16 protein-coding genes are annotated in these 24,180 nt (G+C 37.8%); 4 read left to right on the top strand and 12 right to left on the bottom strand.

The genetic code is table 11. From position 1 onward, the window contains the following. Positions 1–219: 219 nt before the first annotated feature. The 5 genes from U5L76_04635 to U5L76_04615 all read right to left on the bottom strand — a co-directional run bounded on the left by U5L76_04635 (position 220) and on the right by U5L76_04615 (position 7,939). The gene (locus tag U5L76_04635) at positions 220–2,751 is read right to left on the bottom strand and encodes an N-acetylmuramoyl-L-alanine amidase (GenBank protein ID MDZ7798869.1); all 2,532 of its coding nucleotides are present in this window, start codon (positions 2,749–2,751) and stop codon (positions 220–222) included. A gap of 78 nt (positions 2,752–2,829) precedes the next feature. Beyond that, a complete protein-coding gene (locus U5L76_04630) occupies positions 2,830–4,125 on the bottom strand; it encodes an O-antigen ligase family protein (GenBank protein ID MDZ7798868.1) in 1,296 nt (431 codons plus the stop codon). 7 nt (positions 4,126–4,132) lie between these two features. Then, the gene (locus tag U5L76_04625) at positions 4,133–5,566 is read right to left on the bottom strand and encodes an O-antigen ligase family protein (GenBank protein ID MDZ7798867.1); all 1,434 of its coding nucleotides are present in this window, start codon (positions 5,564–5,566) and stop codon (positions 4,133–4,135) included. Positions 5,567–5,568: 2 nt separating this feature from the next. Beyond that, on the bottom strand, positions 5,569–6,468 hold the full coding sequence (locus U5L76_04620) for a glycosyltransferase (protein MDZ7798866.1): 900 nt from the start codon (positions 6,466–6,468) through the stop codon (positions 5,569–5,571). Then, a complete protein-coding gene (locus U5L76_04615; protein MDZ7798865.1) occupies positions 6,461–7,939 on the bottom strand; it encodes a flippase in 1,479 nt (492 codons plus the stop codon). The genes U5L76_04620 and U5L76_04615 overlap by 8 nt, the downstream gene beginning before the upstream one ends. 239 nt (positions 7,940–8,178) lie before the next feature. On the opposite strand from U5L76_04615, the gene U5L76_04610 reads away from it, so the two are divergent. The 3 genes from U5L76_04610 to purL all read left to right on the top strand — a co-directional run bounded on the left by U5L76_04610 (position 8,179) and on the right by purL (position 17,161). Then, the gene (locus tag U5L76_04610) at positions 8,179–10,074 is read left to right on the top strand and encodes a SpoIID/LytB domain-containing protein (GenBank protein ID MDZ7798864.1); all 1,896 of its coding nucleotides are present in this window, start codon (positions 8,179–8,181) and stop codon (positions 10,072–10,074) included. Between the two features lie 41 nt (positions 10,075–10,115). Next, entirely contained in the window at positions 10,116–12,809 is a 2,694-nt protein-coding gene (locus tag U5L76_04605; protein MDZ7798863.1) for a S8 family serine peptidase, read from the top strand. A 503-nt stretch (positions 12,810–13,312) separates the two neighbouring features. Continuing rightward, on the top strand, positions 13,313–17,161 hold the full coding sequence (purL, locus tag U5L76_04600) for a phosphoribosylformylglycinamidine synthase (GenBank protein MDZ7798862.1): 3,849 nt from the start codon (positions 13,313–13,315) through the stop codon (positions 17,159–17,161). Positions 17,162–17,219: 58 nt separating this feature from the next. Here purL and queA read toward each other — a convergent pair whose 3' ends face one another. The 4 genes from queA to U5L76_04580 all read right to left on the bottom strand — a co-directional run bounded on the left by queA (position 17,220) and on the right by U5L76_04580 (position 20,851). Next, a complete protein-coding gene (gene queA / locus U5L76_04595; protein MDZ7798861.1) occupies positions 17,220–18,290 on the bottom strand; it encodes a tRNA preQ1(34) S-adenosylmethionine ribosyltransferase-isomerase QueA in 1,071 nt (356 codons plus the stop codon). A gap of 63 nt (positions 18,291–18,353) precedes the next feature. Further along, positions 18,354–18,659: a four helix bundle protein gene (locus U5L76_04590; protein MDZ7798860.1), complete on the bottom strand. Its 306-nt coding sequence runs from the start codon at positions 18,657–18,659 to the stop codon at positions 18,354–18,356. A gap of 115 nt (positions 18,660–18,774) precedes the next feature. Then, entirely contained in the window at positions 18,775–19,797 is a 1,023-nt protein-coding gene (ruvB, locus tag U5L76_04585) for a Holliday junction branch migration DNA helicase RuvB (protein ID MDZ7798859.1), read from the bottom strand. Positions 19,798–19,822: 25 nt separating this feature from the next. Further along, on the bottom strand, positions 19,823–20,851 hold the full coding sequence (locus U5L76_04580; protein ID MDZ7798858.1) for a Nif3-like dinuclear metal center hexameric protein: 1,029 nt from the start codon (positions 20,849–20,851) through the stop codon (positions 19,823–19,825). Positions 20,852–21,192: 341 nt separating this feature from the next. Here U5L76_04580 and U5L76_04575 point away from each other — a divergent pair, with 341 nt between their 5' ends. Further along, positions 21,193–21,528, top strand: a complete 336-nt coding sequence (locus U5L76_04575) for a hypothetical protein (protein MDZ7798857.1) — start codon at positions 21,193–21,195, stop codon at positions 21,526–21,528. 171 nt (positions 21,529–21,699) lie between these two features. On the opposite strand, the gene U5L76_04570 is transcribed toward U5L76_04575, so the two are convergent. The 3 genes from U5L76_04570 to U5L76_04560 are packed head-to-tail and all read right to left on the bottom strand — an operon-like array spanning position 21,700 to position 24,169. Next, positions 21,700–23,511 (bottom strand): VanW family protein, encoded by a 1,812-nt coding sequence (locus tag U5L76_04570; GenBank protein ID MDZ7798856.1) that lies wholly within the window; start codon positions 23,509–23,511, stop codon positions 21,700–21,702. Next, on the bottom strand, positions 23,508–23,732 hold the full coding sequence (locus U5L76_04565) for a hypothetical protein (GenBank protein ID MDZ7798855.1): 225 nt from the start codon (positions 23,730–23,732) through the stop codon (positions 23,508–23,510). The genes U5L76_04570 and U5L76_04565 overlap by 4 nt, the downstream gene beginning before the upstream one ends. Continuing rightward, complete coding sequence (locus tag U5L76_04560) at positions 23,732–24,169, bottom strand: Hsp20/alpha crystallin family protein (GenBank protein MDZ7798854.1); 438 nt, start codon at positions 24,167–24,169, stop codon at positions 23,732–23,734. The genes U5L76_04565 and U5L76_04560 overlap by 1 nt, the downstream gene beginning before the upstream one ends. Positions 24,170–24,180 lie beyond the last annotated feature (11 nt).

Genomic DNA, 24,180 nt, shown 5'->3' with positions numbered 1-24,180 from the left:
GTTTTGCTCAAAGTATGTTCGGATTTCGTCCAACAAACACTACCAAAAAACTAGCCTTTCATTTGGCTAGCTTTTTATATTAAAGAATTTAATATCTTGATCACTAGATATCTGATATCTAAATAACTTGATCGCTCAATACCTGATACTTCAATAACTTATTAACAAAAAAAACCTAATAACTCAATTAACTTAATTCTTTTAATTAACTCGGTCAACTTACCTCACATCAACCCTTGTCAAAGCTGAATCTTCTGAGCCGGGAATAACTAAATACTCCTTGCCTTCAATACTTAATTTAAAACGGTTGCGGTAAAGTCCGGTTTTCCAGGGCGCTCGGTAAACAAAGCGAAAAGTAGCCGTTTCTCCGGGACGAACATAAGACTCTTGGGCGTGAATGGCCCCTTCAAAAGCATTCCAGGTCTGGTCGCGGAAATAAGTTTCCCGATAATCCGCATCATAAATATTTAAAACTACGTTTGAGCCCCAGGTAACCGTGCCCGTATTTTTTATTTTAACTTCGGTGGTCAATCTCTGTAATTGTAGCAAAGCCGGCGGAGCAGAAACTGACTGAAACTCAGCCCTGTAGCCACTATCTAGATTTAAGCCGCTTTCATCAACTCTGATCAAAGGCCGGAACTCGCCCTGAATAGCTATACTCGGGTCATTTTTCTTTTCCAGTTTAAAAATGGTGTAATAAGTGCCGTTTAAAGGCGGCGGGAAGAGAGTTAAATTAAAAGTGGCTACTTCCCCGGATCTAACTCTATTTTCCTGAAAACTAAAATTTCCCCAGTCAGAAGGCCAAGACTGATGAGAAAAAGCGCTGTTGCGCCAGTCACCATCATAGACCTTTAAAACCACATTTTTATCCCAAGTTTGAAGACCAATATTTTTAAACTTTAAAGTGACTGGCACGTGCCAGCTGTTAAGCATGGCTACCGATACATTATGATCAACTATCTCAGCCTGATAAGTAGAGTCTACCCGGGTTTTGACTGAATGACGGCTGCCGGCCAATAAATCTCCGTTTTCACGATATAATTTAAAAACATGCCGATACTGGCTGACCGAAGGGCTTTTCATTTGAAAAGTAAAACTAGCGGTAGCCTGACTAGTCACAGTGTCCTGATTAAATCTGATTTTATCCGGCCAGTTATAATTATACTGATTTTGATTACCGTTCTCATCAGTTATTTTTAAATAAATATCATCTTTCTCCCAAGTTTTCAGCCCGATATTTTTATAGAATAAAGTTACTTCGCGCACAGTACCCGGAAAAGTAGCCGGTAAAATATTATGGCTAAAACTATTAGCGGCGTAGTCAAAACCTCTGACTTCCAGATGTATTGAAGCCGAAGCTAATTCATTATCACCCCACTTTAAATAAAAAGTCTGGTCCAGCCGAATGGTATCTGTTGGCCCTTTAATTTTAAATTTAAAGCGCCCGACACGGCCCGGAGCCACATTAGCCGTATCCATAGCCGTAACTATTTCGTCTGACAGCCAGTCAGAAGCCTGCAAACCTTGATTATTTTTAACAATTAATTTTGGTTGGTCTTCAACATAGCTTTTCCAGGTGGTATTGCCTTGGTTTTTAAAGTCTACCCAAACTTCTTTTTCTTCTCCAACATCAATCTCAATACTTTCATCACTTTGATTATGATAGGAAGCGGCCTTTTGAGGAGTCGGTAAGCTGGGCAGATTATCATATTTAGTTTGTGTTTGGCTAATTATTTCATCAAATTGGTTATAAATATTATCACCCGGACAGCTAGTCGCTCCGACATCCCGGTGGCCGAGAATATTATCTAATTTTTCTCCTTTGTATTCGCTGCTGCCAGAAGGATTAAACCCGAAAAACTGAGCTTTTTTAGCCATTAAATTTGTGAGTGCTTCTTTTGAAGCATTAGTTAATTCATCCCCATGCTGATAATCCCCTAAAATAGAAATTCCGACCGTGCCATCATTATACCCCAAAGCATGACCAGCAATCACTCCATCGCCGCCAAAGCGGCCTTCGTAGATATTACCCTGAGTATCAATTAAATAATTATAGCCAATATCTCCCCAGTCGCGGCCAATGGCATGCCAATAATAAATTCCCCGAATTACCGCCTTGGGGTCATCCTCACCAGTTGAACCAGCGGTATGATGGATAATAAACTTGGTTACCTTTTCATATTCTGCCGGCCAGACCTCGGTATCCCCCTCAAAACGATATTTCTCGTCAGCCTCCTCCCACTGGCTTCTAGAAATAATGTCTAAATTAATATCATCAGCTTTGGCTTTTTCACTTTTAAAGAATAATGATAAAAAATTTAATTTCTTCTCTTTTAAAGTATTTAAAGCGGTTACTTCTAAATCAATATTTTGAGCTTTCGTAATTTTAAATTGAAAATAGTCTGACTGGTCGAAAAAGATTGGGTCAGAAAAATGCCATTTGGTTGTCTCTGGCCGGCCTGGTTCCATTTCTTCCAGCCAATACCAATCTGACCATTCGTCCTGATAGGCTCTAACCTGAATTTGAGCTTGGCCAGTCCATTTAAAGCCCAGCATATTAAAATCAAAAGAGGGCTGATAAACCGAAGAAATATATTCTGATTGACTGTTAATATTATTTAAGCTTAAAGTAGCCGCTTTTGTTTCTATTGGCTCCTCAGCCTGGCCAATATCCATAAACAAAAAAGCCGTTAGCAAAAAAGTAATGGCTAAACTAATAATTATTTTAATTTTTTTTGTTTTTGTTTTCACTTTTTATTCTTTAAAGTGATTTAAAAGGAATTCCGTTTGACTTTGGAATTCCCAAAAACACTGTTTAGCTATCTATTATTATACACTATTTTTCTCTTTTTGTCCAGTTAAATTAAAATTTAATCGACTGGTTATAACCAACAAACCAACAAAGGCCCAGAACATCACTGACAAATCATTTTTAAAATATGGCGTATCTACCAGTCCGTGAAACATCATATAAATAAACACTGACAATAAACCCACTACTACTTGCCGATCAAAATTACTAATTTTACTTTTTAATAATATAACCGACCTTCTAATATATTTATAAAAAAGCCAGCCGAAAACAAACAAACCGGCTAAACCCAGTTCAACCCAAACAGCTAAAAAGAAATTATCTGGATAGGGAAAAAGTTCGGTATGGGCCGCGTCTCGGTAAATATTATAAACTTGCGGAAAGCCAGCTAAGCCAGCTCCGGTTATGGGATTATCTTTAAGCAAACGCCAGGTACCCTGCCACATAATCATATGTACATCAGTGGAAGTGTCCTGGCCGGAAACAATACTGGTTATTTCTTGCCGCCCCTGGGGTAAAACTAGAAAAAATAAAAGTAAAACTATAAGCCCAGTCCATATTTTTTTGCGGTGCCGACTAAAAAAGCTGATAAATAACAAAGCGATAAAAAGGCCCAGTATAGCCCCGCGAGTGACTGAAAATAATATACCCAAAACAGAAAATAAAGCTACCCCCCAAAGATATATTTTATGACTCAAAGGCCTTTGGTAATCACGCGGTAGTTTAACAAAAATTAAAGCCAGAAAAAAACTTAAAATCGGCCCAAGAAATTTACCGACAGCCGTTGGAAATTCAAAAAGTGAGGTAGCCCGGCGGGGATTCTCAGAAATATAGGGCTCCAGGCCAGGAAATATACCAAAATACTGCCAAACAGCAAAAATAGCCACAAAAAGAGCAGAAACACCCATAGAAAAAATTATAAATTTCATTTGCTTACGCGTTTTCACCACATTTACCATAACTATAAAAAACAGAATTGCTTCCAAAAAATAAGCTTTGAATATACCTAAAGCCGACTCTATATCCGGGGAAACTAAAGCAGCCACTAAAGCCGATAAAATAAAAAAAGCACTCACTAGAAAAAAACCGCCCAAATCAACTTTCTCTTTTTTTACTAAAATTTTTATTAACCAAACTGCGGTGACAATTAGTATCATCATTTCCAAAAAAGTAAAAGGAACAAAGCCAATTTTAAATCTAATTAAATAAGTCGGTAAAAATATTAAAATAAAGCCCAAACAAAAATTCAGTCTTTTAAAACTAATCATCAGAAAAAAAACTAAAGCTATAACTGTTAATATTGTTAAATCCATAGTTTAATTATAAACTTTCTTTATTTTTTTGTGAATTTTTTAAAATTATATTCTGCACCGCTATCATTAAGCCAAATAAAAACCAGATGTGAATAATATAAAGTATAGAAAAAGTCTGGTATTGAACTATCACCCCGACAAAAGCGGCTAAAAGACCGGCCATGATTGCTTTTAAATAGCTGTTTTTTGTTTTTACTAAAGCCTTGATTGAGCGTAAAAATAAGATAACTAAAATAGAGATAAAACTAAGAAAACCAAATATGCCGGTTTCCGCCATTATTTCTAAAAATATATTATTGACAATCAACCAACCTCTAGGTGGAGTGACTAAAGGATACCAAGCCACATTAGGGCCAAAATTACCAGTACCTACTCCCAGCCAGGGACGCTCTTTAAACATTTGCCAGGCTTTTTCAAATGTTTGGGCGCGATCAGAAAAAGAGGCGCCACTAAATAAATTAGTAGCTTGAGTGGCAAAACGATCGACATAAAGCGGAAAATCTTCGGTCAAACCAAAAACTCGGGTAAAAATACCATAAACCGCCAACAAAACTAGTAAAATAATAATTAGTCTTTTTAAAGAAAAAAATCTTTTAAAATAAATTATTAAAATAAAAATAAAAGCAAAAGCCAAGGCAATATAAGCGGCCCGAGACAAAGCCAAAACAAAATTTGTCAGCATTAAGACTAAAAGAATCAAAAGCCAGTACCATTTTATTTTTCTTTTCTTACTTAATAGGAAAGCCAAACATAGCATAATCGGAATAATTAAGTAATTGGCAAAATAAAGCGGCTCCAAGGCGGTGGAATGTACCCGCGGAAAACCAAAAACTTCTTTAGTATATAAATCTCTTAAACCAGTAATTGACTCGGGCAGACCGATTAAATCACCGACAAACTGAAAAAGACCAAAGAGGCTAACAATAAAAGCGCTAATAAACAAAACCTTGATTAATTTATCCAGATGTTTTTGATTTCTGACTAAATTAACTACGGCTAAAGAAATTAAGAGGCTAAAAAGCGTAAAAATAAAAACCGTCACGGCTCGGAAAAAGTTAACCGCTTGAGTAAAAGATAAAATATTAATGACTATAAAAATCAGTAAAGGCACCGCTATGGGTAATTTCTCAAATTTTACTTTTTTCCTAATTAACATAGTCAGTGTCCAGGCTAAAATAGTAATCAGACCAAAAATATGATTTATTTTCAAAGTAAAGCGGCCGACTTCCAAGGTGCCTAGGTGCTCAAAGGGCAGAAAAAAGGTAATTAATAAAACTCCGTAAAAAGGATTTTTAAAAATTAACAAAACTCCAAAAATAAAAAAACATAAAGCAAAAATTATGCCTAAAGCTAATATATTAAAATATGAAATTAATAAACCGCTAGCTAAGGTAAGAAAAGCTAAAGCTATTATTAATAAAGTTTTATTTTTTATCAGCATTTTTAAAGCCAATTATCAATATCTTTTTTATGGGCGTGCCAACCGGCCCGAAAGGCCTGCCAGGGTGTGGCTAGAGCTTTTGGTTTAAAACGGCCATACCAAGCCATACAAGCTATTATTGGCCGTGTTTTCCTAAAAAATAAAATCGGCAAGTAAATCTTGGGAAAATGTTTTAAAAAGAAAAGTGTTTCATTATAGAAAAAATCAAAATACCAGTCAATACGGCCCTTTCTACGCGTTCCTCCTCTTTCTAAGGCCAGATGCACTAATTTAGCTCGTGGCTCAAATATAATTTTATAGCCTTTTTCAAAAATCCTTAAAGAAAAGTCAGTTTCTTCACGCATAGCATTACCAATGAATCTCTCGTCAAAACCGCCAATTTCCATGACAATTTCTTTTTTATAGGAGACATTACCGCCTCTAGGAGCGTTAATTTCCTGCTTTTTCTTTGAATCAGCGTTAGGATAGACTCGGCCAGTTTTAGATACCCGGCAAACCGGTCCGGATTGTTCTTTATTAAGTTTTAAATTACGGTCAATGACCCGGCCACCGACGCCGCCAATTTTGGGATCCAGATAATTAGCCACGTGGTATTTAAGAAAATCTCTTTCTTTTATTTCCACATCATCATCCAAAAAAAGCAATATTCCGCCCTGGGCTTTATTAATGCCAAAATTTTTAGCCGGACAAGTACCTTCTGTATCAATGCGATAATACCTTACTTGGTCAGATGAGCCGATGGCTAAATCTTTAACTTTTTTATTTTCTTCATGGCTCTGGTCAATAATTAAAACCTCAAAATCTTCATAAGATTGTTTTAATAAATCTTCAATTAAATTATAGACCACTTGCGGTCTTTCCAGAGTCGGTATTATCACTGAAACTAAAATATCTTTAGCCATTTTTCTTTTCCTTTCCAATTTTTATTACCTCCAAAACCTCTTTTCTGGTAAAACTTTTTAATAAATAAGAAACAGCCAAGTAAATGACTAAACCAACAGTTAGCTGAATAAATAAATTAAAATCCCGGGCCGCGTAAAGAAAGCCAGCCATAGCAAAACTGGCCGCCAGAGATTTTACAAAAACTCGCCAGGGTAGTTTAAAGCGCATAGTTTTTATAATAATATAATAACCGATAATCATAATACTAAACTCAGTCACGACCGTGCCAATGGCGGCGCCATAATAAGAAAGAAAGGGGATTAAAGTTAAATATAATATTATGCCCAAAACAGCCACTGATAAATACCCCCAAACCATTTTTCTTTGTTTATTTATAGCCACAATAGTATGCCCGGAAAGACTGCCCAAAAAGAGAAAACCAACACCAAAAATTAATATTTGAAATATCGGAGCCGCGGCGGCGAATTCTTGGCCACCAATAAGAATAATTAATGGCCGGGCTAAAATAAAACCACCAGTCACCAAAGGAATGGTGATTAAAATAATAAAATCAAAGGAACGGCGAAATATTTCGATAAACTTATCACGATTTAAAAAAGCCCAATAACTTAATATCGGCAAAACCAAGCCAACAAACAAATTAGGTAAAGTTACCAAAACTTCTAAAATTTTATAACAAGCGCCATAAAGACCAACATCTGAAGCTGGTTTTATCAAAGATAAAAAAACCGTATCCAGGCGAAAATATAATAAATTTAAAACTACAGAAATAGCTAAAGGCCAGGTTTCCTTTAAAATATATTTCCAGTATTCAAAATTAAAACGAAACTTAATCTTAACATATTTTTGAGCCAAAATATAAACTACTATAAAATTGGCTAAGCTGCCGCAAACTACCGCCAATATAATAAATAATAGACTGTAATTAAGAGAAATAAACCAGGCCACTAATGCCAGTAGCACTATCCGACCAATTAATTCACCTAGAGCCACTTTATACATGGCCAATTTTTTTTGGAAAATACCAACCATAACCTGATTTAAGGCGACAAAGAGAAAGGAAAGTGTCCCTAGTAATATACCCTGTTTAACAATCAGAGGATAATTCAAAAAGAAAGCTATAAAAGCAGCCAGAGCCAAAATAACTCCGGCAAAAATTATACGGATACTAAAAACATTGCCCAGAACTTTTTGAGGGTCGGCCTCTTTTTTAGAAATCTCCCGCACCACAATTAAATACAGCCCTAGATCAGCAATGACTGAGAAAAAACCAAGATAAGCAATAATGGTAGTGTAGTGACCATATCCAGCGGTGCCTAAATAGCGAGTTAACAAGCCAACTACGATCAAACCCAAAACTGTACCCAGTATTTTGCCGATCACTTGTATAATTGTATTGCGGGCCACTCGGCCAGTTAATGACATATTTTCCAGTATAAAAAAATTAATTTTACTTCTTGATATTATCATTTTAAAGGTCCCTGGTCAATGTAATTATATTGTTTCAAAAGTAACAAAAAATATTTTAAATTATTTAACAGTTGCTTTTTTAACATCAGCTTGCTGGTAAGCCGAAGTCTCCCTTAGGGAGACGAGGGGTTGACTTTTTGTAAAATCTATGCTACAATTAGATTAGAAATAAAGAGCCAACACTTAGGTGAATAAATATAAAGTGTGCCAAAAAGCTTTGGCCATTTTTTTTATTGGTTATGAAAAGCAAAACAAAAATTAAATACGGCCGTATAAAGTTCAGGGAAATATTATTTCCGGCGGTTTTTATGATTGTCATTATTAGTTTAAGCGCTTTTGGCTTGCGTCTAATTGAAGAAAAAATTATTAATAAAAATGAAGTCCAAGCCCAGGAAGAAAAACCTAACTCCTTACAATCGGCTAGTTATAATTTTAGAAAAGGTTATTTAACTAATGGCCAGGTTTTAGGTTTAAAAACTACTAGCAAAGACTATCAAGCCGAATTAATTAATAAAGCTTATGATTCTATTAGAATTTATCCGGGCAAGTCTTTAACTTTCTGGGTTGATTTCAAAAACACTGGCTCTAAAACTTGGCACAATTCAGGAGAAAATTTTATTGCTTTGAATGTATCGGATCCAGCCGGCCGGCAGAGCCTTTTTCAGCATGAATTTTGGTCTGAATATTATTATCGGCCCGGACGGCTTTCTAACAGTGAAGTTAAGCCCGGAGAAGTCGGTCGTTTTACTTTTGCTTTAAAAGCTCCGGAAAAACCGGGTAATTATTCAGAAAGTTTTGGTTTGGTAGCCGAAAATTTGGAGTGGATTACTGGCGGGAAATTTGATATAACCATTGAAGTGGTACCGGAATACCAGGCTGAGTTAGTTGGGGCCAAGGCTTCAAAAATAGAAATTGAAAAAGGTGAATCTCTGACTTTCTGGGTTGATTTTAAAAACCGGGGCACTAAAACTTGGTACAATACGGGTGAAAATTTTATTGCCTTGAATGTAGCCAAGCCAGCCGGAAGAGAAAGTGCTTTTCAGCATGAGTTTTGGTCTGAATATTATTACCGGCCCAGCCGCTTAATGAATAATGAGGTTAAACCCGGGCAAGTCGGTCGTTTTAAATTTGCTTTACAAGCTCCAAATGAAACCGGACAATTTACCGAACATTTTGGTTTAGTAGCCGAAAACTTGGAATGGATAACCGGCGGAGAGATAACCATCCCAATTACGGTTTTTGATCCTAATCAAATTCAAGCCGTAGAAACACTATCAGAAGAGCCAAATATCCGCATTGGACTTTATAATACTTCAGAAAAAGTAACTATTAAGGCCAACGGCGCTTATTACTTAAAAAACAGTCAAGGACAGGTATTGGATGAAATAAATGGGACTAGTTCTTCAGTTGAATTTGTTAAGGGCCAATACATTATAAAAACTCCTCATTTAAATCAATCAACGGCTCTTTATCCCATATTTGTGCCTAAAAATAATGAGATTATCATGGAAATTACCTCTTTTGAAAACCGCCCAGCTTGGGACTCTTCTATTAATGACAATAAATTCCGAGGTGATATTGAGGTGCGTTATTCTACGGCTTCCCGAAAACTTTGGGTGATTAATGAATTGCCTTTAGAAAGTTATTTAAGGGGACTAGGTGAAGCTTCCGGCACTGAGCATAGTGAATATTTAAAGGCCTTAGTCACAGCCGCTCGCACTTATGCTTTGTATAACCTTGAAGTCAATACCAAACATCGGGACGATAATTTTACTTTGGATGATTCCGCCAATGATCAGGTTTATCGCGGGTACAATATGGAAATTCGCTCACCCGGCATTACCGAGGCCACTCAAGCTACGGCCGGCCAGGCCGTCACTTATAATAATGAAATTGTGGTCACTCCTTATTTTTCCCGCTCAGACGGTCGTACTCGCAGCTGGTCAGAGGTTTGGCGTGGCGAAAAAGAGTGGCTAGTTTCAAAAGATGATCCTCACTGTGAAGGTATGGAGCTTTGGGGTCATGGCGTGGGCCTGTCCGGCACTGGTGCTCGCGGTATGGCTAAAAACGGTTCCACGTGGAACCAAATCTTAAAATATTACTATACTAACGTTGAGATTACTAAAATTTACTAATCTTTGATATAATAATTGGGTAGATTATTATATTTTATCGCATGAAAAAATATCTGACTTACATTTTTATAATGAGCTGTCTAATAACAGCTTTTTTGGTTAATGGAGCTCGGGCCCAAGAAATTAAAGCCGATTCAATAATAATAAAAGTAAAAAAAGAATTTCAGTATCTTAATCTAAATAAACTTTATTCCCTGGACAAGCTTAACAAAAATAACCAAGTTACTACTATTAGTGCTTTGAGTCATAATAAAAACTCCCTTCTTTATGGAGCTTATGAAATTAATTTTTCCAATAATAAAGATATTAAAGCCCTGGCCAGACAATATCAAAATAATTTATATATTGAATACGCTGAGCCTAAGTATCATCTTTCTACTCATCTTTTTTCTCCTAACGACACTTATTACAGTGAGCAATGGAATTTATCAAAAATCAATACACCTGAGGCTTGGGATTATGATTCTGATTCTAACCCCTACGGCGGCGATTCTTCGGTTAAAATCGCTGTTTTAGATACCGGGGTTTCTTATGAAAATTATGAGACTTATGTTCAGGCTCCGGACTTAGCTAATACCAATTTTGTTTCCGGCTATGACTTTGTTAATAACGATAATCATGCTAATGATGATAATGGTCATGGTACTAATATCACGGAAATAATTGCCGCTTCCACTAATAACGCTAAAGGCATTGCTGGCATTGCTTTTAATGTTTCCATTATGCCAGTAAAGGTGATGGATGGTAATGGTGAAGGCAGTATTATTCATGTCGCTTCTGGTATTGAATGGGCCGTAAATCACGGAGCTGATATTATTAATATGAGTATTGGCACTGGTGAAGAAGAATTTTATTCAGAAACACTCTATGATGCCGTTAAATACGCCCAGAATAATGAAGTTATTTTGCTTAGCTCAACCGGCAATGACGGTGTTAACCGTATTTATTATCCAGCGGCCTATCCCGAAGTTATCGCGATCGGAGCCAGTAATAGCAGTAATACCTTGGCTTCTTTTTCCAACTATGGACAGGGTATAGATTTAGTAGCCCCGGGCACAAATATTTTAGCGGAATACTGTAACAATAATTGTTCAGATCACAATCTGGTCTCTGCTTCGGGCACTTCGCAGGCCGTGCCTCATATTAGCGCCGCAGCCGGGCTTTTATTCTCCTATGGCTCAAGCTCAAATCAAATTAAAGCCCTACTGACTTCTTCAACTCAGGATTTAGGCGCTTCTGGCTATGATACTAGCTACGGCTATGGCCTTTTAGATATTGAAGCAGCTTTGGCTTTAGCTCAAAGTGACTCGGGTAAACCAACTACCAGTTTAAATGTTTCGCCTTCTGAGCCAGACGGCGAAAACGGTTATTATGTCAGCCAGCCAAGAATTTCTTTAACTGCCAGTGACGAAAACGGCATTAAAAATATATATTACCGTCTTAATTCCGGCTCTTGGCAAACTTATACCTCATCTTTTTCTTTAAGTGAAGGCAAACATTTAATTGAATACTACGCTAAAGATAATATTAATAATTCAGAAATTACAAAAAGTACTAATATTTATGTTGATCTTACGGCTCCCTCATTAAGTCTAAGTCGCCCCTTTAATAATCAGAAAGTTAATGGCAGTTTTTTAATCTCTTCCGGTCAAATTACTGACCAAACTTCCGGTGTTTTAAACTTTAGTGTTAATAATCAGTCTTTTTCTACTGATTCAGCTAATTATTCGGAAAATATTTCTTTAAGTAAAGGTAAAAATAACCTAACTTTTATTCTGAAAGATCGTGCCGGACATAACACCACTATTCAACGATCTGTATTTTCCTATAAAAAAAATAATATTCTTATTGGTAAAGAGAAAGGGGATTTGCCTTTAGTACAAGGCTACGACTCTGATAATCAATTAACCGGCGCTTTTTTACCTTATACTTCAGCCTTGCAAGGCGGGGTTAATATTATAGCGGCTGATATTAACAATGACGGCTCTGAAGAAATCATTACCGCTCCTGGGTCAGGTGGTGGTCCTCATGTCAGAGTTTTAAACAGTCGGGCTCAGGAAATCTCCTGGTTTATGGCTTATCTTAATTCATTTCGCGGCGGGGTTAATCTGGCCGCCGGCGATGTTGATGGTGACGGGCAAACAGAAATTATTACGGCCGCTGGTCCCGGAGGCGGACCGCATATAAGAGTTTTTGATTATCAAGGCCATTTAAAATCACAGTTCTTTGCTTACGCGGAAAATTTTCGTGGTGGGGTTCAAATTGCCTGCGGGGATACAGACGGAGATGGTATCTCTGAAATAATTACCGGAGCTGGTTCAAGCGGCGGGCCCCATGTCAAAGTATTTGATTATCAGGGAAATGTTAAAGAATGGTTTATGGCTTACGCTGAAAATTTTCGCGGTGGCGTAAATTTGACCACCGGCGATTTAGACTCAGACGGCTCTGAAGAAATAATTACGGCTCCCTTATCTAATGGCGGGCCTCATGTCAGAATATTTAATGAGCAGGGTGATTTAGAGGATCAATTCTTTGTTTATTCTTCAGATTTTCGCGGTGGCCTTAATCTATCCACAGGTGATTATGATAATGACGGTACTTATGAAATTATTACCGCTGTAAAATCTGGTTTAAAGCCGGAAGTAAAAATATTTGAAATGGACGGATCATTTATCAGTAATTTTTATCTTTTTCCCGGTTTTTCTGGTGGAATTAATGTAGCTGGTTTTAATTAATAATTAATTTTATAAATTCTAAGTAGGCCCAGACTTTTTTAGCCTATGTCTTTTTTATTAAAAAACTTTAAATAAAAAGCCGGGAGGGTTTCAAAATTCTCCCGGCCAAAGACAACATCAAGCCAAAAGGCTTATGTCCCCGAAGGGACACTGATTTCCTAGAATAGATAAAAGGTTCATCTCTAGAAAGAGATAGGGATTGGGTGGGAAGGAAATCAAATATTGTCTTTAATGAGCTTAGACAGCTTATAATATCCATTAATTTTTGTCAAGATTTAATCAATCAACATGCCATCCTCAAAAGAATAAAAGCGGTATTTTAAAAATCAAACTTTCTTGATAATTATATAGTATTATAGTAAGCTTTCTATACAAAAAACTAATCCATAGGAGGGATTATTTTTTATTAATTAAATTGTGTCCTTTGACAATAGTGTTTAACTAAATCAATATTAGTTTAATTGTAAAATAGCTTGTAATGAAGCTAAAAGGAGGTTTTGGAGATGAATACTAATAAAGTTTTACATTTTTACCGTGAAGCTAGTTCTACATTTGAATACTGTTTTAATGTAGAAACATCCGAACCATTAACTACTCAGGAGTTAAATATATTAACTTGGCTCCTGGCTGAAACTTTTGATCCTAATTGTTTTAGTAAAGATTCCTTGTTTCAGTCCAAAAAAAAATCTGTTATTGAAGTTGGACCACGCATGAATTTCGCCACTGCATTTTCAACTAATGCCGTAGCAATTTGTCATGCTTGTGGACTAAATAAAATAACTCGCTTGGAAATTTCCAGACGACATGTCTTACCACAGGAAGATAATATAGATACTTTTTTAGCTAATCATCATGATCGCATGACTGAATGTCACTATCCTCGCCCCCTGAAAACTTTCGCTACCGGCATCCAACCGAAAGCCGTACGTATTATTCCTCTAATGAACGAGGGGGTAAAAGCGCTTCGGCGTATCAACCAGAAAATGGGCTTAGGAATGGACGACTGGGACCTCAACTTCTATCACAACCTCTTCGTCAGCGAGATCGGTCGCGATCCCACAGATGTGGAATGTTTCCAGCTTGGTCAAGCTAACAGTGAGCATTCCCGTCACTGGTTCTTCAAGGGAAAACTTGTCCGGAACGGACAGGTACTTCCCGAGACGCTACTCCAGATCGTGCAGACTCCGCTTCAGATCAACTCGGCCAACAGCCTGATTGCTTTCAGTGATAATGCCAGTGCTATCACAGGATACAAGATCCAAACCTTGATCCCAAAAAATTCTGGTATCTGTTCACCTTTTGCTCTCCAGCAACGTGAGTATCATATCACCTTCAATGCCGAAACACACAACTTCCCCAGCGGAGTAGCTCCTTTTCCTGGTGCTGAAACCGGAACTGGTGGGCGTATCCGTGACGGACAAGGAGTGGGCCAAGGCGGACTGGTGGTTGCTGGTACAGCTGGTTATTGCACTGGTAATCTCCTGATTGCTGACAACGGTATGCCTAGTGCTCTGCACATTAAAGGTGAAAACCCAGATTTTGCTTATCCGGGCAACCTGGCTACTCCCCTCAAAATCATGATTGAGGAAAGCAATGGTGCTTCCGACTACGGCAACAAGTTCGGCGAACCTATTATACAGGGTTTTGTTCGAACATTCGGTCTGAGGCTTCCCAATGGTGAGCGACGCGAATGGATTAAGCCGATCATGTTCACTGGTGGTGTCGGTCAGATTGATAATCAACACACCAAAAAGAAAACTCCTGAACCCGGCATGGTAATTATCCAGGTTGGAGGTCCTGCCTATCGCATTGGTATGGGAGGTGGTTCTGCCTCCAGTATGATTCAAGGGGCTAACACGGCTGAGCTGGACTTCAATGCTGTTCAACGCGGAGACGCTGAAATGGAACAGAAAGTTAATCGTGTCATTCGTGCCTGTATTGAGATGGGGAGTAATAATCCTATTTTGAGCATCCATGACCAAGGAGCTGGCGGACCGTGTAATGTTCTGACGGAATTAGTGGAACCGGCTGGCGGTAGAATAGACATACGGCAAATCCAAGTTGGAGATGCCACTATGTCTGTTCTCGAGATTTGGGGCGCTGAATACCAGGAGCGCGACGCTTTCCTGATTTATCCAAATCAATTAGAAAAATTTAAGGCCATCTGCAGACGCGAAAAGATCAACTGTGAGGTGTTGGGAAATATCACTGGTAATGGTCGTATCGTAGTTTATGATAACCAGGACGACTCCTATCCTGTAGACCTTGATCTCGGTAAGATTCTCTGTGATATGCCGCAGAAGAGTTTTAAGATTGATGAGGTGCCAGAAGAACTGGCTCCGCTAGATTTACCTGACATAAGCGTTAAAGAGGCTTTACGTCAAGTCTTCCGGTTACCATCAGTATGCTCTAAAGGTTATCTAGTTCGAAAGGTAGACCGAAGTGTCACTGGTTTAATCGCCAGACAACAATGCTGTGGTCCGCTGCAACTACCAGTATCTGATGTATCCGCAGTGGCTCAGAGTCATTTCGGACTGACAGGCAGTGCCATATCTATCGGTGAACAACCGATCAAGATGTTAGTCAATTCATCTGCTGGCGCTAGGATGGCCGTAGCTGAAGCCTTGACCAATATGGTCTTCGCTCGCATCAGTGACTTGAAACACATCAAGTGTTCAGCTAACTGGATGTGGGCGGCCAAGCTTCCCGGTGAAGGGGCTAAACTGCATGATGCTGCCCTAGCTATGCGAGATCTGATGATTGCATTAGGTATCGCCGTGGATGGCGGTAAGGATAGTTTGTCCATGGCTGCTAAGGTAGGCGACGAAACTGTCAAAGCACCAGGGCAGTTGGTTATTTCGGCCTACGCTACTATGCCTGACATCACTCAAATCTTAACTCCGGATATCAAACAACCAGGGAATAGCTCTCTGCTTTATATTCCTATGGCGCCGGGTAAGCACCGTCTGGGTGGCTCGGCTCTAGCTCAGATCAACAAGCAGATTGGTAACGAATCTCCGGATGTCGATAATCCCGAACTTCTGAAAAATGTCTTTTTAGCTATTCAGGCAATGATCGACCACGATCTCGTCTTGGCTGGCCACGACATCAGTGATGGCGGGCTTATTACCACACTGGTGGAGATGTCCATGTCCGGCAACTGTGGGATAAAAGTGAAGGTGCCTGACAACGTCACTACCCTTGAATACCTGTTCTCGGAAGAACTGGGTCTAGTACTTGAGGTTCTGCCTAAAAACGAATTTGAAGTTGCCAGTATTCTTAAAGAGTATGGTGTTTCACCGTGTCTAACTTTGGGAAATTCCTGCCAGGAACATATGGTTTTCATTTATCACCAAGAAGAGTTAGTCTTTGGTGAATCAACGAGCAAACTGCTTGAATGGTGGGAATCTACTAGTGATCAGCTAGAGCTCCACCAAATTGATCCCGATCTGGCCTGGCAACAGGCTAAAAGGCACCGAACGCGTATTAGTCCAGTTTACTCGCTATCCTTTAATCCGCAAGCAACTCCTCCGGAGGTTCTGAACCGAACTAGCAAGCCCAAAGTGGCTATCATCCGCGAAGAAGGTAGTAATGGTGATCGAGAAATGATTTCAGCATTTTTCGCAGCTGGATTCACTCCGGTTGATGTGACCATGACTGATCTCCTGAACGGTGAATATGATCTTGATTCATGTCGTGGCATAGTATTTGTCGGTGGCTTCTCCTACGCTGACGTACTGGATAGCGCAAAGGGTTGGGCCGGAATCATCCTTTTCAATCCCAAACTGCGAAAAATGTTTGAACGTTTTTACCGGCGTGAAGACACTTTCTCGCTTGGTGTCTGTAATGGCTGTCAGTTGATGGCTCTACTTGGTTGGGTACCTTGGAAAGGCATTGATGAAGATAAACAACCTCGTTTCATCCAAAACACTTCGGGGCTCTTTGAATCCCGTTGGGTAACTACTAAAATTATGCCAAGTCCTTCCATTATGTTGGGCGACATGGCTAATTCTGTTTTAGGAATTTGGGTCGCTCATGGTGAGGGACAACTTCATTGTCCTGATTCAGAAATCCTAAAAGATATAGTTTTCCAAAACTTGACACCATTAGTATATACCGATGAAACAGGAAGAGCGACAGAAAGTTATCCCTTAAATCCTAATGGCTCTCCCAAGGGAATCACGGCTCTCTGTTCACCAGACGGTCGGCACCTGGCCATGATGCCGCATCCAGAACGCGTTTTTCTTAAGTGGCAATGGCCCTGGATGCCCAAAGACTGGAGATATAAACTTAAGGCATCTCCCTGGCTCCAGATGTTCCAAAATGCTAGAAAATGGTGTGATTGCAGTTAAACACTTTTTTTACTTTAATCTGACCCGTGATAAATTCATTACCACGGGTCTTTTTTATTTAATCAATCAGCATGCCATCCCCAAAAGAATAAAAGCGGTATTTCTTTTTAATCGCTTTTTGATAAGCTTTTTTAATAAAAGGCAACCCGGCCCAAGCACTGACTAGCATTAAAAGAGTACTCTTAGGTAAGTGAAAATTAGTAATTAATCCGTTAATAAACTTAAATTTATAGCCCGGGTAAATAAATAAGTTTGTTTTGCCAAAAAAATCTTTTTTTGGCGTTTTTTTATAATGGGAAACTACTCCTTCAAGAACCCGGCCAGAAGTAGTGCCCACAGGAATAATTCTTCTATTTTCTTTTTTATATTTCAACAAACGTTTTATTACTGATTTTTTAACTTCTAAGTATTCAAAATGCATTTTGTGTTTTTCAATGTTTTCTTCTTTAACCGGCTGAAAAGTACCATAACCCACATGTAAAGTTATGAATTCTGTTTTAATTCCTTTCTTTTTTAAATGGTTTAATAATTTTTGGCTAAAATGAAAACCGGCCGTCGGAGCGGCTACCGAGCCTTTGTTTTTGGCAAAAGCGGTTTGGTATTCTTTTAAGTTTGATTTCTTTTTAATATAAGGCGGGGTTGGTGCTTGGCCGTATTGATTGACTAAATGCCAAAATTCATTTTCTTTTTTATTAAACTTAACCAGCCAAATTCCGTTTCCTAATTTTTTAACGATTTTACCGCTTAATATTTTTTCTTTCTTCTTGTCCCTATGTCCCTTGTCTATTGTCCCTATATCCCTACCTCCCACAACAAACTCCATGCCTTCCCTTCTCACCTTACCGCCAATTAAACACTGCCAAAGATTCTTTTCTTGGCGTAGCAGAAAAACTTCCAGCTTACCGCCGGTGATCTTGCGAGCCGGCAAACGAGCCGGAAAAACCTTTGAGTCATTAAAGACTAAAACATCACCAGTCTTTAAATATTTTGGTAAGTTATAAAAATAATCATGCTTAATTGTCTTCTTTTTTTTATCCAAAACCATTAGCCGGGAATTATGCCGCGGGCGCACTGGCTTTTGAGCGATTAATTCTTTGGGTAAATGATAGTCAAATTTTGAGAGTTTCATAGATTTTATTATAAATTATTTTACTCAAAGAAAAAACCCCCGCCTAAGCAGGGGTCCGGTAAACTAGGCAATAAAAGGATTTTCTAATTTTTTATTTGGTAAATAATTTTGGCTTGAAGTAATTCTTAAATGACTTTGTATTTCATATATTTCACCACGACTAATATAAAGAACTCTGATTTTATCCCTATAATAATATCTTCCCTGGCTTTCCGCAATATTAGCCGCCACTGAAACGGCCGACCTTCTAAGTTGATTAGTTAATCCAAAAAGTTCATCTTTGGAAAATAGCTTTGTTATTTTATAAATTTCTTTGGCTAATTTTTGTGCTTTTTGCCAAATTCGTAAATCAAAAAAAGCGCCAGTCATATTTTTCCTTTCCGGCCACCTTTTTGTCTAGACTATGTTTTATTTATAAATTATTTTTTAGTCAAATTTCAATCATAAATATCTCAATATCTTGCTCACTCAATATCTAAAAACATCATACCAACTTCTTCTGAATATCTTTCGGCGGTCTTTTACTTAAATGCTTATAAGCTTCTTCGGTCACTGATCGACCTCGCGGTGTGCGTACTAAATAGCCAATTTGCATTAAATAGGGCTCATAAACATCCTCCAGGGTTTCCATTTCTTCCTGTATAGCGGCCGCAATGGCGTTTAAACCAACCGGCCCACCTTTAAATTTTTCAATAATTATTTCTAAAATTTTACGATCAGTTTCATCCAGTCCCATTTCATCAATATCCAGCATACCTAAAGCCGATTCACATAATGACTGGGTAATTTTCCCGTCAGATTTTACCTGAGCATAATCTCGGACCCGTTTTAAAAGACGATTAGCCACGCGCGGGGTTTTGCGAGCTCTTTTAGCTAGCAGTTCGGAAGATTCTTTATCTAAAGTAACGCCTAAAATCTTGGCTGAACGCTTGATTATTTGACCAATCTCTTCGTCTGAATAAAAACCCAGGCGATAAGTCATACCAAAACGGTCCCGTAAAGGTGAAGATAATAAACTTAATCGGGTAGTGGCTCCGACTAAAGTAAACTTGGGCAAATCAAGTTTAAGCGTGCGCGCTGAAGGCCCCTTGCCCACCACAATATCAATAAAATAATCCTCCATGGCCGGGTATAAAACTTCTTCAATAACGCGGTTAAGCCGGTGAATCTCATCAATAAAAAGCACGTCTCCGTCACCCAAATTAGTTAAGATAGCCGCCAAGTCCCCCGCTTTTTCAATAGCCGGACCAGAAGTCACTTTTAAATTAGTGCCCATTTCACGAGCGATAATATGAGCTAAGGTGGTTTTACCTAAACCCGGAGCTCCATGCAACAAGACGTGTTCAATCGGTTCTTTTCTTTGCTTGGCTGCACTAACAAAAATATTAAGGTTTTCTTTAACCTTTTCTTGACCGACAAATTCCTTAATATCATGCGGACGCAAAGTTAAATCAAGAGTGCGGTCTTCACCTTTTTCATCAGCATTAATTATTCTTTCTTTGGGCATAATATTTTAAAAATCAAAAAATTAATTACTTCTTTTTTCCTCTTTTTTGGCTACTTTTTTTCTTATTAGTTTTTCTTTTATGGGATTTTTTCTTTTTAAAACGCTTTACTCGAATTAATCCGGAGCAGGGTATTACTTCCACGCCCTTTTTCTCCAGCTCGTCTAAAAATAAATTCATACCAATCGAGTCCGAAGAAATATGACCGGCAATAACTACGTTAAGATGGCTTTTTTCGGCCGCTTTTTTATGCTCTTCAGACATGTGCATGCCAACCACGGTATCAATGCCAGCCTGAGCCATTTTTTCATAGATGTCTTTGGAGCCTTCAGTGCCGCCGGTTAATTCAGTCAAGGCAATCTTACCGGCAAAGTTACTTTTTTTACCGGCAAAAAGTCTGGGGCCGCATTTATTTTTCATAGCCTCTTTATATTCCGGTAATTTTTCCAAAGACTTTAGTAAATCCTCAACAGTTTCTATATTTTTTTTGTTTCTTTTAATATATTTGGAAAGAAAATTAGCGACCATATTATCAGCCGCTGTGTGAGTAGACATAATAGGTAAATCAAGTATACGAGCGGCATCAATAGTGCGGTTATGATTGGCCGAGTTCACACTGCGCGAAACTTCATCAATTCTAATATGAAGCAGGCCTTGAGCCGAAGATATGGGCACGCCGTATAAAGAAAGTATTTCGGCCTGCATTTTCATTACCTCGTGCAAAGCGGCTAAGCCAATGCCCAGAGGGTGATGACTGATTATTAAATCAATTGGTTTTTCTTGGGAAATTTTCTCAGCTAATAATAATTCCGACGTCTCCATATCAATGCCGGTTAAAACTCTTTTTACTTTTTTTCTGGGATCTCCGTAATAAATGCGGGTATCAGAATAAGGATTCTTTAATTTCTCCTGATCAAAGCACTTCTTTTTTTCTTCTGAGAGTTTATTGTATTCTTGTCTAACTTTTTTTAATCTTTTTTTAACTGTTTTTTGGCCACGCGGATCATTTTTAATACCTAGGTCTACCGCTAATTTATAAATCTGATTAATAGTCATTTTTATATTTGGATTAATAATTTTTAAATTCTTTAAGTATTAAAATTCTATCATTTTAAGCCCCTCTTGACAAGGTTTTAAATCTATGATAATATGTCCTGTTCGGCTGAAAAGTTATAAATTTAAAGTTTTTTAACAAATAATTCAGGAGGGGAGAAAACGAGTGGTAAACAGTATTCTGTGGACACGACAAGCATGGGGGCTGTTTTATGGCTAAGTGGGCTTTTAGCTTACTTTTTCCTTAAATCAGTCTTCTTGTCCACAGTATATTGATTATCACTTTTTTATTAGGTATAATCAATTAAGTTCTTTTAAGATAAAATCGCAGAAAGGAGTCAATTATGAGACTGCCTATGGCTTATACTAAAGAGAGGGTGCACCAAGTAAATCAGAGACGTATTATTCGAGGAATTATTTTTCTTTTCTTCGGAGTCTACTTGGCTATAAATTATATAGCCAGTAACGGGTTTGATGGCCTAACAATCACCTTTCCCGGTGGCTTATTGGCTATTTTACTCTTGGTCTCTGGGATTTATCAGATAAGGCTGGCTCAAAGAAAGGTTTGCCCTTGGTATCTTCTGCATCAGTATCCGGCCTTAAGAACACCTTTTAAGTCAATAAAAAAAGCTCTTTATGAGCTATGGCTTGATTTAAACGAGGTGTATAAAATTTTTTAATTTCTTGCTTCTCGCCACTCCCTCGAAATTTCGAGGGAGTTTTTATTTTTAAAAATAAATATAACATCTGTTTTTTTAAAAAAATATTTAAATTAAAGGCGTAGCTGTCAGTCTCGACTGACAGCTACTTTTATAAACAATATATTTTATAAATAATTCATGACAAATAGTCTATTCTTCTGATTCTACTCCGATTAAACAAACCTCCTGCCAGGGCTGATAAACCGAAGTCCAGGTTTCTTTTTCCGGTTCCTCTCCTGGCTTAGTAATGGTCCGATAAAAAACAGCGGTGGCTCCGGTGTGAGCTCTTTCCGTACACTTTCTGGTCCCGGGATTTAAGTCTTCGGTTTCAATAATCTTAGTCGGGGGCGGTGATATATAATTTGATAAAGTCGGTTCTGTCGTTTTTACTTGCCGGCCGTCATCTGTGCCGTAGAATTCAAAAATTAAATCATTGCCCTCAATATGAGTTTGCCAAAGCAGATAATGACCGGTATCGTTTATAAATTTTAAATCCGGACTAGGATTATAAATAGTAGCGTCAGTGCCGGCTGGTTCATAATAAGAAACTCGGTAAGAATGAGGCCGGCGTTCAGTAATGGGCAGACCGGTATTTAAGGCCACTCTAAAAGCCGTGGTGCCAATTTGACATAAACCGCCGCCGTATTCGGGCACGGTTTTATTGCCTTTAATGACCAGCTCGGGTAAATAACCATGAGCCGCGTCAATTTCACCCAAAGCCCCAACTAAAGAAAATTCTTCATCGGGCTTAATTAAAAGACCATGGAGAGTATCAGCCCCGACAGCAATATTATGGCGGCGATTACGGGGACTGCCAGCAAAGTTTGACTGGCCTCTTCCCACTAATTCAGTAATACCTAAATCATTAATAGATTGTGTAGTTACTTTCGGCCGGGTAATATCAACCACTAGAGCCGTCTGCCTTTTTTGACTGTCAATTATTTCCTTTTCAATTTTTTCAATAGTTTTTTCATTATTTAAAGATAAACCCTTTTGACTGGCCTGAAATTCTGACACCTTACCGTTTTCCATGTTAAATTTCCCTTCTTTGACGGCCTGATTAACCTCATCAGTGATATTATCTTTTAGATAGTTTTTAAACTCTTTTTTTAAACCTAATTTCACTTGATCTTCTCTAATATCAAAATCAAGATACTTTTTTACATCCTCTTTTTTTATTTCCCATTTTTTATCTTGATAAGTTAAACTAGCCGGGAATAAATTCAAAACATCTTCTATATCATTAAAAGCCTGGTCAGTCTGGTTAAGCTTTATATCCGGGGTATCTTTTTTTAAATAAAGATAGTGAATTTCATTTTTAAGATTTTCTATAGATTTTTTGGTTTGCTTTACTAATAAAGAGTAAGAAAAAATATCTCCTTCCTTTTCCGGTATTTTTTCAAAACTATCCTCTTCATTTAATTTAAGCTGTGCCTTTTGGGCCGGTGTTTCAAATTCAGAGAAATTATTTTCTAAAATACTAATTAACTCCTCTTCATTTAATTCATAAGCTATTTTTATCTCAAGGCCGTTAAAAAAGGCCGCTAAATGCTTTAGAAAATTATCAAGATAATTTTCTCCACGGGCGAATTCGTAGACCTCATTTACTGTTTTTTTATTCTCAAAATCAATTATTTTATAAACAAAATCAGGATCTTCCGTGGAAGAAATATTGGGCCTGACCGCTATCTCTTTTTCATTGTACTTATATTTTAAGCCTTGTTCATTAATTACTTCTTCAAATTGATTAAGCCTTGATAAGACTTGGTTATAACTCTGACCTTCAAGACTATAATTACCTATTTCAAAGCCAGGATAAAATTTATCAGCGTAATAAATATAATAAATATAAGTATAGGCAAAAAATAAAAGCACTAGCCCAAAAAAGATGGCTATCAAATATTTCCACCATCTTTTGTTATAAAAATGTTTTTGTGCCTTTTTCTTTTTTTTCTTTTTCATTTTAACAGCTGGTTTAAAACTTCCTTGGCTATTTTTTCTCTTTCTTCTTCAGCCGTCTTAGCTGTTGAAAGTGAAAGTCTTATTTCATCGCCAATTTTCAAGTCTTCGGGTAAATCTTTAATTGGCCAGAAATACTTACGGCCCTCTTTAGTCTTAAAAATAGCCTCTTTCTCCTGAAAAGACGCCAGGCGAGCTAAAACAGAATTTTCTCTATTTTCCATTATTCTTCTTCTTTTACTTTGACAATTTTCAGCTTTGATTTTTCCGCCTTGGGTAGAGTAATGGTTAATATACCATTTTTTAAAGTAGCTGAGATTTCGTCTTCTTTAACCTCAACCGGCAAAATAATAGAACGAGAAAAACCACCCCAGTAACACTCCTGGTAAAAATAGTCATCATCATCCGCTTCAAAGTCTTTATGCCGCATGCCCTTTATAGTCAACATATCGTTATGCAGCGAGATATCCAATTCTTCTGTGTTTACGCCGGCAATGGTCGATTTAACAATAATTTCCTGCTCAGTTTGATAAACATCAACTGAGAGTTGTCCTTCAAAATTTTCACCCAGCCAGTCAGTATTTTTCTCCTCTTCAATTTCTATCTTTTCAGCCTTGTTTTGAGAATTATTTGCTTTTTCATTATTTTTCTTTTTAGCCATATATTTTTGTT

The sequence above is a fragment of the Patescibacteria group bacterium genome (assembly GCA_034520665.1).
Taxonomy (GTDB): domain Bacteria; phylum Patescibacteriota; class Patescibacteriia; order JAXHNJ01; family JAXHNJ01; genus JAXHNJ01.
Note: the sequence above shows the minus strand (reverse complement) of the source record. Positions and strands in the feature narration are given on the sequence as shown.